The sequence below is a fragment of the Leclercia sp. UBA2479 genome (genome assembly GCF_002341985.1).
Lineage (GTDB): Bacteria > Pseudomonadota > Gammaproteobacteria > Enterobacterales > Enterobacteriaceae > Enterobacter > Enterobacter pneumoniae.
The window spans coordinates 1,126,126-1,140,542 of record NZ_DDPB01000009.1 but is presented as its reverse complement, the minus strand read 5'-3'; the positions used below and the strand labels follow the sequence as shown (position 1 = coordinate 1,140,542).

Annotated in this window: 16 protein-coding genes; 14 read left to right on the top strand and 2 right to left on the bottom strand. The window is 55.5% G+C overall.

Annotated elements, in window-relative coordinates; all coding sequences use genetic code 11:
• Positions 1–46: 46 nt before the first annotated feature.
• The 14 genes from B3B59_RS15060 to hisP all read left to right on the top strand — a co-directional run bounded on the left by B3B59_RS15060 (position 47) and on the right by hisP (position 12,911).
• Positions 47–1,060, top strand: coding sequence for an aspartate-semialdehyde dehydrogenase (locus B3B59_RS15060; RefSeq protein WP_286809451.1), 1,014 nt, complete (start codon positions 47–49; stop codon positions 1,058–1,060).
• Positions 1,060–1,872 (top strand): tRNA pseudouridine(38-40) synthase TruA, encoded by an 813-nt coding sequence (gene truA / locus B3B59_RS15055; RefSeq protein ID WP_046884671.1) that lies wholly within the window; start codon positions 1,060–1,062, stop codon positions 1,870–1,872. The genes B3B59_RS15060 and truA overlap by 1 nt, the downstream gene beginning before the upstream one ends.
• Before the next feature lie 28 nt (positions 1,873–1,900).
• The gene (locus B3B59_RS15050; RefSeq protein WP_040074636.1) at positions 1,901–2,560 is read left to right on the top strand and encodes a DedA family protein; all 660 of its coding nucleotides are present in this window, start codon (positions 1,901–1,903) and stop codon (positions 2,558–2,560) included.
• Positions 2,561–2,714: 154 nt separating this feature from the next.
• Entirely contained in the window at positions 2,715–3,620 is a 906-nt protein-coding gene (gene accD, locus B3B59_RS15045; protein ID WP_040074637.1) for an acetyl-CoA carboxylase, carboxyltransferase subunit beta, read from the top strand.
• 69 nt (positions 3,621–3,689) lie between these two features.
• A complete protein-coding gene (folC, locus tag B3B59_RS15040) occupies positions 3,690–4,958 on the top strand; it encodes a bifunctional tetrahydrofolate synthase/dihydrofolate synthase (protein WP_286809450.1) in 1,269 nt (422 codons plus the stop codon).
• The gene (gene dedD / locus B3B59_RS15035) at positions 4,948–5,655 is read left to right on the top strand and encodes a cell division protein DedD (RefSeq protein WP_046884673.1); all 708 of its coding nucleotides are present in this window, start codon (positions 4,948–4,950) and stop codon (positions 5,653–5,655) included. Before folC ends, dedD begins: the two co-directional genes overlap by 11 nt.
• Positions 5,656–5,853: 198 nt before the next feature.
• On the top strand, positions 5,854–6,342 hold the full coding sequence (gene cvpA / locus B3B59_RS15030) for a colicin V production protein (protein ID WP_040074640.1): 489 nt from the start codon (positions 5,854–5,856) through the stop codon (positions 6,340–6,342).
• Between the two features lie 36 nt (positions 6,343–6,378).
• Entirely contained in the window at positions 6,379–7,896 is a 1,518-nt protein-coding gene (gene purF / locus B3B59_RS15025) for an amidophosphoribosyltransferase (protein WP_040074641.1), read from the top strand.
• Positions 7,897–7,985: 89 nt separating this feature from the next.
• Complete coding sequence (locus B3B59_RS15020) at positions 7,986–8,555, top strand: UbiX family flavin prenyltransferase (protein ID WP_286809449.1); 570 nt, start codon at positions 7,986–7,988, stop codon at positions 8,553–8,555.
• Between the two features lie 287 nt (positions 8,556–8,842).
• Positions 8,843–9,625 carry a lysine/arginine/ornithine ABC transporter substrate-binding protein ArgT gene (gene argT / locus B3B59_RS15015; RefSeq protein ID WP_040074643.1) on the top strand — a complete coding sequence of 261 codons (783 nt, stop codon included), beginning with the start codon at positions 8,843–8,845 and terminating at the stop codon, positions 9,623–9,625.
• Positions 9,626–9,865: 240 nt separating this feature from the next.
• Positions 9,866–10,648 carry a histidine ABC transporter substrate-binding protein HisJ gene (hisJ, locus tag B3B59_RS15010; RefSeq protein ID WP_207292154.1) on the top strand — a complete coding sequence of 261 codons (783 nt, stop codon included), beginning with the start codon at positions 9,866–9,868 and terminating at the stop codon, positions 10,646–10,648.
• An 82-nt stretch (positions 10,649–10,730) separates the two neighbouring features.
• On the top strand, positions 10,731–11,417 hold the full coding sequence (locus B3B59_RS15005) for a histidine ABC transporter permease HisQ (RefSeq protein WP_040074645.1): 687 nt from the start codon (positions 10,731–10,733) through the stop codon (positions 11,415–11,417).
• Complete coding sequence (gene hisM / locus B3B59_RS15000) at positions 11,414–12,130, top strand: histidine ABC transporter permease HisM (RefSeq protein WP_040074646.1); 717 nt, start codon at positions 11,414–11,416, stop codon at positions 12,128–12,130. The genes B3B59_RS15005 and hisM overlap by 4 nt, the downstream gene beginning before the upstream one ends.
• A gap of 7 nt (positions 12,131–12,137) precedes the next feature.
• Positions 12,138–12,911 carry a histidine ABC transporter ATP-binding protein HisP gene (hisP, locus tag B3B59_RS14995; RefSeq protein ID WP_040074647.1) on the top strand — a complete coding sequence of 258 codons (774 nt, stop codon included), beginning with the start codon at positions 12,138–12,140 and terminating at the stop codon, positions 12,909–12,911.
• Positions 12,912–12,933: 22 nt separating this feature from the next.
• Here hisP and B3B59_RS14990 read toward each other — a convergent pair whose 3' ends face one another.
• Both B3B59_RS14990 and B3B59_RS14985 read right to left on the bottom strand, forming a co-directional pair.
• Complete coding sequence (locus B3B59_RS14990) at positions 12,934–13,458, bottom strand: GNAT family N-acetyltransferase (RefSeq protein WP_046884675.1); 525 nt, start codon at positions 13,456–13,458, stop codon at positions 12,934–12,936.
• A 56-nt stretch (positions 13,459–13,514) separates the two neighbouring features.
• Positions 13,515–14,408, bottom strand: a complete 894-nt coding sequence (locus B3B59_RS14985; protein ID WP_286809448.1) for a TIGR01777 family oxidoreductase — start codon at positions 14,406–14,408, stop codon at positions 13,515–13,517.
• Positions 14,409–14,417 lie beyond the last annotated feature (9 nt).

Genomic DNA, 14,417 nt, shown 5'->3' with positions numbered 1-14,417 from the left:
CTGTCGGCGATCCCGGCAGGGACGCTTTTTTCTGGAGTAAACCACCATGTCTGAAGGCTGGAACATTGCCATACTGGGCGCCACGGGTGCCGTGGGCGAAGCCCTGCTTGAAACGCTTGCCGAGCGTCAGTTCTCAGTGGGTGAGATCTTTGCCCTGGCGCGTACCGAGAGCGCGGGGGAGTATCTGCGCTTTGCCGGTAAATCGGTGATAGTACAGGATGCCGCGCAGTTCGACTGGACTCAGGCCCAACTGGCCTTCTTCGCCGCGGGCGTTGAAGCCAGCGCAGCCTACGCCGAAGAGGCGACCAATGCGGGCTGTCTGGTCATTGACCTGAGCGGTCTGTTTGCCCTTGAACCCGATGTCCCGCTGGTCGTGCCGGATGTTAACCCCTTTGTGCTGGCCGACTATCGCAATCGCAACATCATTGCCGTGCCGAACAGCCTTACCAGCCAGCTGCTTACCGCGCTGAAACCGCTGATCGACGATGGCGGCTTATCGCGCATCACCGTTACCAGCCTGCTCTCCGCATCCGCGCGGGGTAAAAAAGCGGTGGATGCCCTGGCGGGGCAGAGCGCGAAGCTACTGAACGGTATTCCTGTTGACGAAGACGACTTCTTTGGACGTCAGCTGGCTTTCAATATGTTGCCACTCCTGCCGGATCGGGAAGGTAGCGTGGCTGATGAGCGCCGTATTGTCGATGAAACCCGCAAAATTATGCAGGACGAAGGGCTGATGATCTCCGCCAGCTGCGTGCAGTCGCCGGTCTTCTACGGCCACGCTCAAATGGTGAACTTCGAAGCGCTGCGCCCGCTGGCGGCAGAAGAGGCCCGCGATGCCTTTGCGCGCGGCGAGGATATTGTCTTGAGCGAAGAGAGTGAGTTCCCGACGCAGGTCGGCGACGCGACGGGCAACGGGCATCTTTCCGTAGGCTGTGTGCGTAACGATTACGGCATGCCGGAACAGGTACAGTTCTGGTCGGTTGCCGATAACGTCCGTTTCGGCGGCGCGCTGATGGCGGTGAAGATCGCTGAAAAACTGGTGCAGGAGTATCTGTACTGATGTCAGAAGTGGAACACAAGCCAGTACATAAGATTGCCCTCGGCATTGAGTACGATGGCAGTAAATATTATGGCTGGCAGCGCCAGAATGAGGTGCGCAGCGTCCAGGAAAAGCTGGAAAAAGCGCTCTCTCAGGTGGCGAATGAACCCATCAGCGTCTTCTGTGCCGGTCGTACCGATGCGGGGGTGCATGGCACGGGCCAGGTAGTGCATTTCACCACTACTGCGGTGCGTAAAGACGCGGCATGGACGCTGGGTGTAAATGCGAATTTACCTGGTGACATCGCGGTGCGTTGGGTGAAAGATGTGCCGGATGATTTTCACGCGCGCTTTAGCGCCACCGCGCGCCGTTATCGCTACATCATCTACAATCAGCGTCTTCGCCCCGCGGTCTTAGGCCAGGGGGTGACCCATTACTATGAGCCGCTGGATGCCGATCGTATGCATCGCGCGGCCCAGAGTCTGCTGGGTGAAAATGATTTTACCTCGTTCCGTGCGGTGCAGTGCCAGTCGCGCACACCGTGGCGTAACGTGATGCACATTAACGTCAGTCGTTATGGCGCGTATGTGGTGGTGGACATCAAAGCCAATGCCTTTGTACATCATATGGTGCGGAATATTACAGGCAGCCTGATGGAAGTGGGTGCCGGACACCAGCCGGAGAGCTGGATTGCAGAGCTGTTAGCGGCAAAGGACAGAACGCTGGCGGCAGCAACGGCGAAAGCGGAAGGGCTGTATCTGGTCTCTGTGGATTATCCGGACCATTTTGACCTACCGAAGCCGCCAATGGGACCGCTGTTTTTAGCGGACTAAGCGCATGTGCAATTAAGGCTAAGACAATATGGATTTAATTCGCTTTCTGATTGATTTCATTCTGCATATTGATGTTCACCTGGCTGAACTGGTGGCGCAATACGGCGTCTGGGTGTATGCCATTCTGTTTGTGATCCTGTTTTGTGAAACCGGGCTGGTGGTGACGCCGTTTTTACCGGGCGATTCGCTGCTGTTTGTCGCGGGCGCGCTGGCGTCGCTTGAGACCAACGATCTGAACGTTCACCTGATGGTGGTGCTAATGCTGATTGCCGCTATCGTCGGCGATGCGGTGAACTACACTATAGGGCGGTTGTTCGGCGAGCGGTTATTCAGTAACCCGAACTCGAAAATTTTCCGTCGCAGCTATCTGGATAAAACCCACGCGTTTTACGAGAAGCACGGCGGGAAAACCATTATCCTCGCGCGATTCGTGCCTATCGTCAGGACGTTTGCGCCCTTTGTTGCGGGGATGGGGCATATGTCCTACCGTCATTTTGCCCTCTATAACGTGACGGGGGCCCTGTTGTGGGTGCTCAGCTTTACTTACGCGGGTTATTTCTTTGGCACCATTCCGATGATTCAGGAAAACCTTAAGCTCCTGATCGTTGGGATAATTGTGGTGTCCATCCTGCCGGGCGTGATTGAGATTATTCGTCACCGACGCGCGGCGGCTAAGCAAGCGAAGTAAAGGCGCATTAGCGGTTCGACCACTTTTTTGTCCAAAGTTTCGGGCTGTTATGTTTTAATGTGCAACATTCATGGTCTGTTGGGGGCAAAAATGGCATTATGCGCCCCTTACAGCAAAACTGGCATAGAACCAGGTTCAGGCAGAAAGGTTATCAATGAGCTGGATTGAACGAATTAAAAGCAACATAACCCCCACCCGCAAGGCGAGTATTCCTGAAGGGGTGTGGACCAAGTGTGACAGCTGCGGTCAGGTCCTGTACCGCGCCGAGCTCGAGCGTAATCTTGAGGTCTGTCCGAAGTGCGACCATCACATGCGTATGTCGGCGCGTAACCGCCTGCATAGCTTGCTGGATGAGGGATCTCTGGTAGAACTGGGTAGCGAACTTGAGCCGAAAGACGTGCTGAAGTTCCGTGACTCCAAGAAATACAAAGATCGTCTGGCCTCTGCACAGAAAGAGACCGGCGAGAAAGACGCCCTGGTTGTGATGAAAGGCACGCTGCACGAGATGCCGGTTGTCGCGGCGGCGTTTGAGTTCGCCTTTATGGGCGGCTCGATGGGTTCTGTCGTGGGCGCGCGCTTCGTGCGTGCCGTTGAGCAGGCGCTGGAAGACAACTGCCCGCTGATCTGCTTCTCCGCCTCCGGCGGGGCGCGTATGCAGGAAGCGCTGATGTCACTGATGCAGATGGCGAAAACTTCTGCGGCACTGGCTAAAATGCAGGAGCGTGGACTGCCGTACATCTCCGTCCTGACTGACCCGACTATGGGCGGCGTATCAGCGAGCTTTGCAATGCTGGGCGACCTGAACGTGGCTGAACCTAAAGCGCTGATCGGATTTGCCGGTCCGCGTGTTATCGAACAAACGGTACGTGAAAAACTGCCGCCGGGCTTCCAGCGCAGTGAATTCCTCATCGAGAAAGGCGCTATCGACATGATCGTCCGCCGCCCGGAAATGCGCCTGAAACTGGCAAGCATCCTGGCGAAGCTGATGAATCTGCCATCGCCGTCTCCGGATGAGCCGCGCGAAGGCGTGGTCGTACCGCATCAGGAACCCGAGGCCTGATAACTGCAAAGGGCAGGGCCAGACGGCGCTGCCCTTTTGCTTTCTCACCGTAACTGAAAAGTGCGCATCATGGAAAAGAACCCAATCCCTCAAGCCACGTCGCCTCTGGCCGCGTGGCTTTCTTATCTGGAAAACCTGCACAGTAAAACCATCGACATGGGCCTTGCCCGTGTGAGTCAGGTGGCGGCGCGCCTTGATGTTCTGAAACCGGCCCCTTTTGTCTTTACCGTCGCAGGTACTAACGGCAAGGGCACGACCTGCCGTACGCTGGAAGCGGTGCTGATGGCCGCCGGCTACAAAGTGGGGGTGTACAGCTCCCCGCACCTGGTACGTTACACAGAGCGCGTGCGCGTACAGAATCAGGAGCTCACTGAAGCAGCCCACACCGCTTCATTTGCCGAGATCGAGGCTGCGCGCGGTGATATCTCATTAACCTACTTCGAGTACGGAACGCTCTCGGCCCTGTGGCTGTTTAAGCAGGCGCAGCTTGACGTCGTCATTCTGGAAGTGGGTCTCGGCGGCCGTCTGGATGCCACCAATATGGTGGATGCGGATTTGGCCGTGGTGACCAGCATCGCGCTGGACCATGTCGACTGGCTTGGTCCGGATCGCGAAAGCATTGGCCGCGAAAAAGCGGGAATCTTCCGCGCCGGCAAACCTGCCGTAGTGGGGGAGCCCGATATGCCGCATACCATCGCCGATGTGGCTCAGGAGAAGGGAGCCACGCTGCTGCGCCGTGACGTTGACTGGCATTATGCCGTGAGCGAATACGACTGGCGCTTTAGCGACGCGAAGGGCGTGCTCGAAAACTTGCCGCTACCGCAGGTGCCGCAGCCGAACGCCGCCACCGCGCTTGCTGCCCTGCGAGCCAGTGGGTTGGCCGTCAGCGAGCAGGCGATTCGGGAGGGCGTTCAGCATGCCATACTGCCGGGACGTTTTCAGATTGTCAGTGACGCACCGCGCGTGATACTTGACGTCGCCCATAACCCCCACGCTGCGGCGTACCTTGCAGGACGTCTCAAAAGCTTGCCAAAAACCGGGCGTGTCCTGGCGGTTATCGGTATGCTTCATGATAAAGACATTGCGGGGACGCTGGCCTGCATGGAGAGTGCGGTCGATAGCTGGTATTGTGCTCCTCTGGAAGGTCCACGCGGCGCGTCTGCCGAACAGCTGACGGAACACCTCGGCGACGGCAAACGCTTTGAGAGCGTGGAGCAGGCCTGGCATGCAGCCATGGCCGATGCCAGACCAGAAGATACCGTGCTGGTGTGTGGGTCGTTCCACACGGTGGCACATGTCATGGAAGTGATGGACGCGGGGAGAACCGGTGGCAAGTAAGTTTCAGAACCGTTTAGCAGGAACCATTGTGCTGGTAGCGCTGGGGGTGATCATCCTCCCGGGGCTGCTCGACGGGCAGAAAAAACATTATCAGGATGAGTTCGCGGCGATCCCGCTGGTACCAAAACCTGGCGACCGTGATGAGCCGGATATGCTGCCTGCCGCGACGCAGGCCCTGCCTGCTCAGCCGCCTGAAGGCGCCGCAGAAGAGGTGCAGGCGGGCGATGCCGCTGCCCCGTCAATAGATCCTGCGCGCATGGCCGCCAGTAATAATGGCGAACTGGATCCCGTGCCGGTACAGGCAGAACAGCCTGCGCCAAAGTCGGTACAAAAACCGAAGCCTGCCGAGAAACCGCAGCCGAAGCCGCAGCGTGATAATACTCGCGACCAACTGGCCGCAGCCACGGAAACGCCTCCAGCGAAACCGGCGGCGGAAGAGAAGCCCGCACCGACTGGCAAAGCGTATGTGGTGCAGCTCGGCGCGCTGAAAAATGCGGATAAGGTTAACGAGATCGTTGCCAAACTCCGTGGCGCGGGGTATCGCGCTTACACTTCACCTGGTACACCGGTACAAGGTAAAATCACCCGTATTCTCGTCGGGCCTGATGCCTCAAAAGAGAAGCTAAAAGGCTCGCTGGGGGAACTCAATCAGCTCTCAGGATTGAGCGGTGTGGTGATGAATTATAGCGCGAACTGACGCGCGCTATAGGCCCGTTTCTTAACCGATAAGGGCCGGGGCATCCGTCCGCAGAGACGTAACCCGCCACAGGCGTTGACTATTTTTTCAACGCCTTTTTTATTTACGCATGGGAAGGAAATCCCTACGCAAACGTTTTCTTTTTCTGTTAGAATTCGCCCCGAACTGGATGACAGGGCGTTAAATCGTGGGACATATATGGTCTGGATTGATTACGCCATCATTGCGGTGATTGGTTTTTCCTGTCTGGTTAGCCTGATCCGTGGCTTTGTTCGTGAAGCGTTATCGCTGGTAACCTGGGGCTGTGCCTTCTTCGTTGCCAGTCATTACTACACTTACCTGTCTGTCTGGTTCACGGGCTTTGAAGATGAACTGGTCCGAAACGGAATCGCCATCGCGGTACTGTTTATCGCGACGTTGATTGTCGGCGCTATCGTCAATTATGTGATAGGTCAGCTGGTCGAGAAAACCGGTCTGTCAGGTACGGACAGGGTGCTCGGCATCTGTTTTGGGGCGTTGCGAGGCGCGCTGATTGTGGCGGCGATACTGTTCTTCCTTGATACCTTTACCGGGTTCTCAAAAAGTGAAGACTGGCAGAAATCGCAGCTGATTCCACAATTCAGTTTCATCATCAGATGGTTCTTTGACTATCTGCAAAGCTCGTCGAGTTTCTTGCCCAGAACCTGATCGGTTCTGAGATGTGGCTTAACGAGGAAAAGACGAATGTGCGGTATTGTCGGTATCGCCGGTTTCATGCCGGTAAACCAGTCGATTTATGACGCGTTAACGGTGCTTCAGCACCGTGGGCAGGATGCTGCGGGTATCATCACTATTGATGCAAACAACTGCTTCCGTTTACGTAAGGCGAATGGCCTGGTAAGCGATGTGTTTGAAGCCCGCCATATGCAGCGTCTGCAAGGTAATATGGGTATTGGTCACGTTCGTTATCCTACCGCTGGTAGTTCCAGCGCCTCTGAAGCACAGCCTTTCTATGTAAACTCCCCGTATGGCATCACGCTTGCTCACAACGGCAACCTGACCAACGCGCACGAGTTACGCCAGAAGCTGTTCGAAGAGAAGCGTCGCCACATTAACACCACTTCTGATTCTGAAATTCTGCTGAATATTTTTGCCAGTGAACTGGACAACTTCCGTCACTATCCGCTTGAAGCAGATAACATTTTTGCTGCCGTGGCTGCCACTAACCGTCTGATCCGTGGTGCTTATGCCTGCGTAGCGATGATTATCGGCCACGGTATGGTTGCCTTCCGCGACCCGAACGGTATCCGGCCGCTGGTGCTGGGTAAACGTGACATGGGCGACGGCCGTACCGAATACATGGTGGCCTCTGAGAGCGTGGCGCTGGATACCCTGGGCTTTGAATTCCTGCGTGATGTCGCGCCAGGCGAAGCGATTTACATCACCGAGAAAGGGCAGCTGTTCACCCGCATGTGTGCGGATAATCCGGTCAGCAATCCGTGTCTGTTCGAGTATGTTTACTTCGCGCGTCCAGACTCCTTCATCGATAAAATCTCCGTCTACAGCGCCCGTGTGAATATGGGAACCAAGCTTGGCGAGAAGATTGCGCGTGAGTGGGAAGATCTGGATATCGACGTGGTGATCCCCATCCCGGAGACCTCCTGCGATATCGCACTGGAGATGGCACGTATTCTGGGTAAACCCTATCGTCAGGGTTTTGTGAAAAACCGCTACGTGGGTCGTACCTTTATCATGCCAGGCCAGCACCTGCGCCGTAAATCTGTGCGCCGTAAGCTCAACGCCAACCGCGCTGAGTTCCGCGACAAAAACGTGCTGCTGGTTGATGACTCTATTGTACGCGGCACGACCTCTGAGCAGATTATCGAGATGGCCCGTGAAGCCGGAGCGAAGAAGGTCTATCTGGCCTCTGCAGCGCCGGAAATCCGCTTCCCGAACGTCTACGGTATCGACATGCCAACAGCGAACGAGCTGATTGCCCACGGTCGTGAAGTGGACGAGATTCGCCAGATCATCGGCGCGGACGGCCTGATTTTCCAGGATCTCAACGATCTCATCGAGGCGGTGCGTGCGGAAAATCCGGATATTCAGCAGTTTGAATGCTCAGTATTTAACGGTATTTACGTCACGAAAGATGTCGATCAGCAGTATCTCGACTATCTCGATTCCCTGCGAAATGACGACGCAAAAGCGGTTCAGATGCAGAACGATCTTGAAAGCTTAGAGATGCATAACGAAGGCTAATCGCCGAAGCAAGCGAGGGCAGTGGCCCTCGCTTGCAACTCCTCGCAAAATCCTGCACAGTCAGCCCTGAACTGGAAAGGGCGAAAATCATGAAACGACTGATAGTAGGGATCTCAGGTGCCAGCGGTGCCATATACGGTGTGCGTTTACTGCAGGTGCTGCGTAACGTGCCGGACGTGGAAACCCATCTGGTAATGAGCCAGGCGGCGCGCCAAACCCTCTCCCTTGAAACAGACCTCTCTCTGCGCGACGTTCAGTTTCTGGCCGACGTCATTCATGACGCCCGTGATATCGCCGCCACCATCTCTTCTGGCTCGTTTAAAACATCGGGAATGGTCATACTGCCCTGTTCGATTAAGACCTTGTCTGGCATCGTGAACAGCTACACCGACACCCTGGTGACGCGTGCGGCCGATGTAGTGCTAAAAGAACGTCGTCCGCTGGTGTTGTGCGTGCGTGAAACGCCGCTGCATCTGGGGCATCTGCGTCTGATGACTCAGGCGGCAGAACTGGGCGCAGTAATTATGCCGCCGGTGCCGGCGTTCTACCATCGCCCGCAAAGTCTGGATGACGTGATCAATCAAACGGTTAATCGCGTGATCGATCAGTTCGACATTGAACTGCCTGCCGATCTTTTTACCCGCTGGCAGGGTAGCTAAAAATGTGCACTGGCTGAGTGCGATAAAACACCGCGTTGCCCTGTTTCAGGGCAATTATGCAACAGCGATCATATCCTCAACATTTAATTCCTTTTTTGCCCTCTCCTCGCTGCGGTTCGTTTGGCAGACCTGCTATCTTTCACCATTAAGGCATTCTTGCAACCTTTCATTAACATATTAAACGTTGAATTTTTATACCGACGTCAAAATGGCATAAGACCTGCAAGACAATGCCTGCAACACACAACACAACAGATAATAAAATCACGATACTTGAGGGTAAATGTATGAAGAAGACGGTTCTGGCTCTGTCTTTGCTGGTGGGATTAAGCGCGGCCGCAGGGAGCTACGCAGCGCTTCCGCAAACCGTACGTATCGGTACCGATGCGACCTATGCGCCATTCTCATCTAAAGATGCGAAAGGGGAGTTCGTCGGGTTTGATATCGATCTGGGGAATGAGATGTGCAAACGCATGTCTGTGAAATGTACCTGGGTAGGCAGCGATTTCGATGCGCTGATCCCGTCCCTCAAAGCCAAGAAAATTGACGCGATTATCTCGTCGCTCTCCATTACTGAGAAGCGCCAGCAGGAGATCGCGTTTTCTGAAAAACTCTACGCAGCAGATTCGCGTCTGATTGCCGCAAAAGGCTCCCCCGTACAGCCGACCATCGACTCGCTGAAAGGTAAGCATGTGGGCGTGCTGCAGGGCTCGACGCAGGAAGGTTACGCTAATGCCAACTGGCGTGAGAAGGGGGTGGATGTGGTGGCCTACCAGAACCAGGATCTGATTTACTCTGACCTGTCGGCGGGCCGTCTTGATGCGGCATTCCAGGATGAAGTTGCGGCCAGCGAAGGCTTCCTGAAACAGCCAGCGGGCAAAGAGTTTGCTTTTGCAGGCCCATCGGTTAAAGACAAAAAATACTTTGGTGACGGTACCGGTATCGGCCTGCGTAAGGACGATACTGAGCTGAAAGCGGCCTTCGATAAAGCCTTCGACGACCTGCGCAAAGATGGGACTTACGACAAACTGGCGAAAAAATACTTCGACTTCAATGTCTACGGTGATTAATCGGCTTTAAGCGAATGCACCATAATGGTGGGTCATTATGGTGCATGGCGGGTGAGCGTGAACCAGAAGAGTGCATGTCCCGTGTCCGGCTGGTTATAAAGTGAATAATTAAGCAGTAATGATGCACTTTTTGGCGCAGGGCGAGCATATTCTTTTGCCTTGTCGCGTGGATTAATGGCACATTACTTACACCCCGTCGACGTAGAAAACCCGTAAGAAGACAGTTTGTTGAGGATAGATATGAAAAAATTGGTATTGTCACTTTCTCTGGTTCTGGCCTTTTCCAGCGCCACCGCGGCATTTGCAGCAATTCCGCAAAAAATTCGTATCGGTACTGACCCAACTTATGCCCCGTTCGAATCGAAGAATGCGAAGGGTGAACTGGTCGGTTTTGACATCGATCTGGCGAATGAGCTGTGCAAACGGATCAAAGCACAATGTTCATATGTTGAAAACCCACTGGACGCGCTGATTCCGTCGCTTAAAGCGAAGAAAATCGACGTCATCATGTCGTCACTCTCCATCACCGAAAAACGTCAGCAAGAGATTGCCTTTACCGACAAACTCTATGCAGCCGACTCCCGTCTGGTTGTGGCCAAATCCTCCGATATCCAGCCGACCGTTGAGTCATTGAAAGGTAAACGCGTAGGTGTGCTGCAGGGTACCACTCAGGAGACCTACGGTAACGAACACTGGGCACCAAAAGGGATTGAAATCGTCTCGTATCAGGGCCAGGAGAACATCTACGCCGACCTGACTGCGGGCCGTATCGATGCCGCTTTCCAGGATGAAGTTGCGGCCAGCGAAGGTTTCCTGAAGCAGCCGGTCGGAAAAGAGTATAAGTTCGGCGGCCCGTCTATTAAGGACGAGAAGCTCTTCGGCGTCGGCACCGGTATGGGGCTGCGCAAAGAAGATAACGAGCTGCGTGAAGCGCTGAACAAAGCCTTTGCAGAGATGCGTGCCGACGGCACCTATGAAAAACTCGCCAAAAAGTACTTTGATTTCGACGTATACGGCGGTTAAGCCCCGCTAAATAACGTGCGCCCCCTCCCGCTTCGGGAGGGGAAAAGACACGGTTGACCACACTCACGACAGGGCAGGCTGTATGCTGTACGGATTTTCTGGCGTTATTCTACAAGGCGCGCTGGTCACCCTGGAACTGGCTCTCAGTTCCGTGGTGCTGGCCGTGCTGATAGGCCTGGCGGGCGCGGGGGCAAAACTTTCGGCAAATCGCGCGCTGGCGTTGATTTTCGAAGGCTATACCACACTTATTCGCGGTGTACCTGACCTCGTACTGATGCTGTTGATTTTCTACGGCCTGCAGATTGCGCTAAACGGCGTGACCGATGCCATTGGCATGGGGCAGATCGATATTGATCCTATGGTGGCGGGTATCATCACCCTCGGTTTCATTTACGGTGCTTATTTTACGGAAACGTTCCGCGGCGCCTATCTCGCGGTACCCAAAGGCCATATCGAGGCGGCCACCGCCTTCGGCTTTACCTCCTCTCAGACCTTCCGTCGAATTATGTTTCCGGCCATGATGCGCTTTGCGTTGCCGGGCATTGGCAACAACTGGCAGGTAATCCTCAAAGCCACGGCGCTGGTCTCGTTGCTGGGCCTGGAAGACGTTGTGAAAGCCACTCAGCTGGCAGGCAAAAGCACCTGGGAGCCGTTCTACTTCGCCATTGTTTGTGGCGTTATCTATCTGGTTTTTACCACCGTCTCCAATGGTGTACTGCTGCTGCTCGAACGTCGTTACTCCGTGGGTGTGAAGAGGGCTGACCTGTGATCGAGATTATTCAGGAGTACTGGAAATCGCTGCTCTGGACCGACGGCTATCGCTTTACCGGCGTGGCCATCACCCTGTGGCTGCTGATTTCATCCGTGGTGATGGGCGGTATCCTGGCGGTGTTTCTCGCCATTGGCCGGGTATCAAACAATAAATTCATCCGCTTCCCGATCTGGCTGTTTACCTACATTTTTCGTGGCACGCCGCTGTACGTGCAGCTGCTGGTGTTCTACTCCGGCATGTATACGCTGGAGATTGTAAAAGGCACCGAAATGTTAAACGCCTTTTTCCGTAGCGGCCTGAACTGTACGGTACTGGCATTGACGCTGAATACCTGTGCCTACACCACCGAGATCTTTGCCGGTGCCATCCGTTCGGTGCCCCATGGTGAAATCGAGGCGGCGCGGGCTTATGGCTTCTCCTCGGTGAAACTTTATCGTTGCATTATTCTGCCGTCGGCCCTGCGTATCGCGCTGCCTGCCTACAGCAACGAAGTGATCCTGATGCTGCATTCCACCGCACTGGCATTTACTGCCACCGTACCGGATCTGCTGAAAATCGCCCGGGATATTAACTCAGCGACCTATCAGCCCTTTACCGCCTTCGGCATCGCGGCCGTGTTGTATCTAATGATTTCGTATGTCCTGATTAGCCTCTTCCGCAAGGCGGAGAAGCGCTGGTTACAGCATATCAAACCTACTTCGACGCACTGAGAATATGATGGCTGAGAACAAATTAAACGTTACCGATTTGCACAAACGCTACGGCGAACATGAAGTGCTGAAAGGGGTATCGCTCCAGGCGAACGCCGGCGATGTAATTAGCATTATCGGCTCATCCGGCTCGGGTAAAAGTACCTTCCTGCGCTGCATCAACTTCCTCGAAAAGCCGAGCGAAGGCTCAATTGTGGTCAGCGGCGAGAACATCAACCTGGTACGTGATAAAGACGGCCAGCTGAAGGTGGCGGATAAGCATCAGCTGCGGATGCTGCGTACGCGCCTGACGATGGTGTTCCAGCACTTTAACCTCTGGAGCCACATGACGGTGCTCGAGAACGTGATGGAAGCGCCGATTCAGGTGCTGGGCTTAAGCAAACAAGACGCGCGCAAGCGTGCGGAAAAATACCTCGCCAAGGTGGGGATCGACGAGCGCCAGCAAATTAAATACCCGGTACATCTGTCAGGGGGCCAACAGCAGCGTGTCTCTATTGCCCGCGCGCTGGCAATGGAACCGGAAGTGCTGCTGTTCGATGAACCCACCTCCGCGCTGGATCCTGAGCTGGTAGGCGAAGTGCTGCGTATTATGCAGCAGCTTGCCGAAGAGGGAAAAACGATGGTGGTGGTGACGCACGAGATGGGCTTTGCGCGTAACGTCTCTAACCACGTTATCTTCCTGCATCAGGGAAAGATCGAAGAGCAGGGGCATCCGGACGAGGTATTAGGTAACCCCCAAAGCGCCCGCTTGCAGCAGTTCCTGAAAGGCTCGTTGAAGTAGCCTTTTGCTTTCTCCTCTCTCTTTACGGGAGAGGGGAATTGGCCGCATCAGGCTCCAGCCGATACACCCAATCGTCATACCGCACGCCATCAATCTCGTAAGCTTTTTCCAGCACCTGGGTACGGACAAACCCGGCTTTCTCAAGCACCCGCACTGAACCGCCGTTATCCGCCAGTACATAAGCATTGACCGCCTTCACGCCGGCCTGGGTAAACCCATAGTCACACACCGCCTGAAGCGCCTCGCTGGCGTAGCCCTGGCCTTGCGCCTGGGGCACGATGGTATAACCGATATCCGCCTCTTCAGGATGGTGGTCGCTGATTTGCAGGCCGATGTCCCCCAGCGGGGTGGGATCGTCATGGCGGCGAATCACAAAGAGATGTTTCGATGTCAGGCGCAGCGCAAACAGGCGCTGCGTCTCTTTCTCAGGGGCAATAGCGGCCATGTAGCGCATTATCGCCGGATCTTCACGCAGGGCGCGGAAAAAGGGCCAGTCAGAGGGTTCGAACGGGGAGAGGGAGAGCCGGGGAGTGGTAATGATCGCCATAGTCATGCCCTTGCAGGGAAACAGGCGAATAACAGTACCATAACCGGCCGCTACGCTTAACCTACCACATCTCCCAGCGCATCTTCTAAGTCAAACCACCGGAACGCAAAGCCAGCCGCCTCCAGCCGCTTCGGCAGAGCGCGCTGGCCGCCTAATACCAGCACAGCGGACTCTCCCATCATCAGGCGCACCGCCGTAGCCGGGGCGCGAACCACCGCCGGGCGATGCAGCGCATGACCGAGCGCGTGGGCAAACTGCTCATTACGCACCGGGTAAGGCGAGACCATATTGAACGGGCCGCGCAGATCGTTATCCAGCAGCCACAGAATACCGTTGACCATATCATCGACGTGGATCCACGCCAGATACTGCCGTCCATTGCCAATCGGCCCGCCGAGGCCGAGCTTAAACACCGGCAGCATTTTCGCCAGGATCCCGCCCTTCGGTGCCAGGACAACGCCGGTGCGAAGCAGGCAGACGCGGGTGGTTTCGCTTTGCGCGCCGCAGGCTATCTGTTCCCAGCGGGCGCAAAGTTTGTGGGTAAATTCGTTATGCGGGGGCTCTTCTTCGGTAACGACCACTTCACCCAAATCGCCATAATAGCCCGTCGCCGACCCGGAAATCAGGACCGACGGCGGTGTATTGCTGGCCTTGAACAGGTCAACCAGCCGCTGGGTAATTTGCCAGCGACTGTTACATAAACGCTGCTTCTGCTGTTCAGTCCAGCGTTTGTCGGCGATAGGCTCACCCGCGAGGTTGATGACGGCGTCGAAGCCGTCGAGATTCTGCCGTTCAGCCAGCCCTTTCCAGAGGGTAATATCGCTACCCAGTACCTGCCGTGCTTTTTCCGGGCTGCGCGTCACCACCGTGATCTCATGGCCCAGCTGGCGCAAGCGGGGGATCAGATGACGGCCAATCAGGCCGGTTCCGCCGGTTAACAGAATCTGCATACAACCTCC

Bases quoted from the DNA above. Each gene is read 5' to 3' on its own strand.
- hisJ (WP_207292154.1), top strand. From the start codon at position 9,866: ATGAAAAAATTGGTATTGTCACTTTCTCTGGTTCTGGCCTTTTCCAGC.
- B3B59_RS14990 (WP_046884675.1), bottom strand. From the start codon at position 13,458: ATGGCGATCATTACCACTCCCCGGCTCTCCCTCTCCCCGTTCGAACCC.
- B3B59_RS15020 (WP_286809449.1), top strand. From the start codon at position 7,986: ATGAAACGACTGATAGTAGGGATCTCAGGTGCCAGCGGTGCCATATAC.
- purF (WP_040074641.1), top strand. From the start codon at position 6,379: ATGTGCGGTATTGTCGGTATCGCCGGTTTCATGCCGGTAAACCAGTCG.
- cvpA (WP_040074640.1), top strand. From the start codon at position 5,854: ATGGTCTGGATTGATTACGCCATCATTGCGGTGATTGGTTTTTCCTGT.
- folC (WP_286809450.1), top strand. From the start codon at position 3,690: ATGGAAAAGAACCCAATCCCTCAAGCCACGTCGCCTCTGGCCGCGTGG.
- B3B59_RS15050 (WP_040074636.1), top strand. From the start codon at position 1,901: ATGGATTTAATTCGCTTTCTGATTGATTTCATTCTGCATATTGATGTT.
- B3B59_RS14985 (WP_286809448.1), bottom strand. From the start codon at position 14,408: ATGCAGATTCTGTTAACCGGCGGAACCGGCCTGATTGGCCGTCATCTG.
- B3B59_RS15005 (WP_040074645.1), top strand. From the start codon at position 10,731: ATGCTGTACGGATTTTCTGGCGTTATTCTACAAGGCGCGCTGGTCACC.
- accD (WP_040074637.1), top strand. From the start codon at position 2,715: ATGAGCTGGATTGAACGAATTAAAAGCAACATAACCCCCACCCGCAAG.
- truA (WP_046884671.1), top strand. From the start codon at position 1,060: ATGTCAGAAGTGGAACACAAGCCAGTACATAAGATTGCCCTCGGCATT.
- hisP (WP_040074647.1), top strand. From the start codon at position 12,138: ATGGCTGAGAACAAATTAAACGTTACCGATTTGCACAAACGCTACGGC.
- argT (WP_040074643.1), top strand. From the start codon at position 8,843: ATGAAGAAGACGGTTCTGGCTCTGTCTTTGCTGGTGGGATTAAGCGCG.
- B3B59_RS15060 (WP_286809451.1), top strand. From the start codon at position 47: ATGTCTGAAGGCTGGAACATTGCCATACTGGGCGCCACGGGTGCCGTG.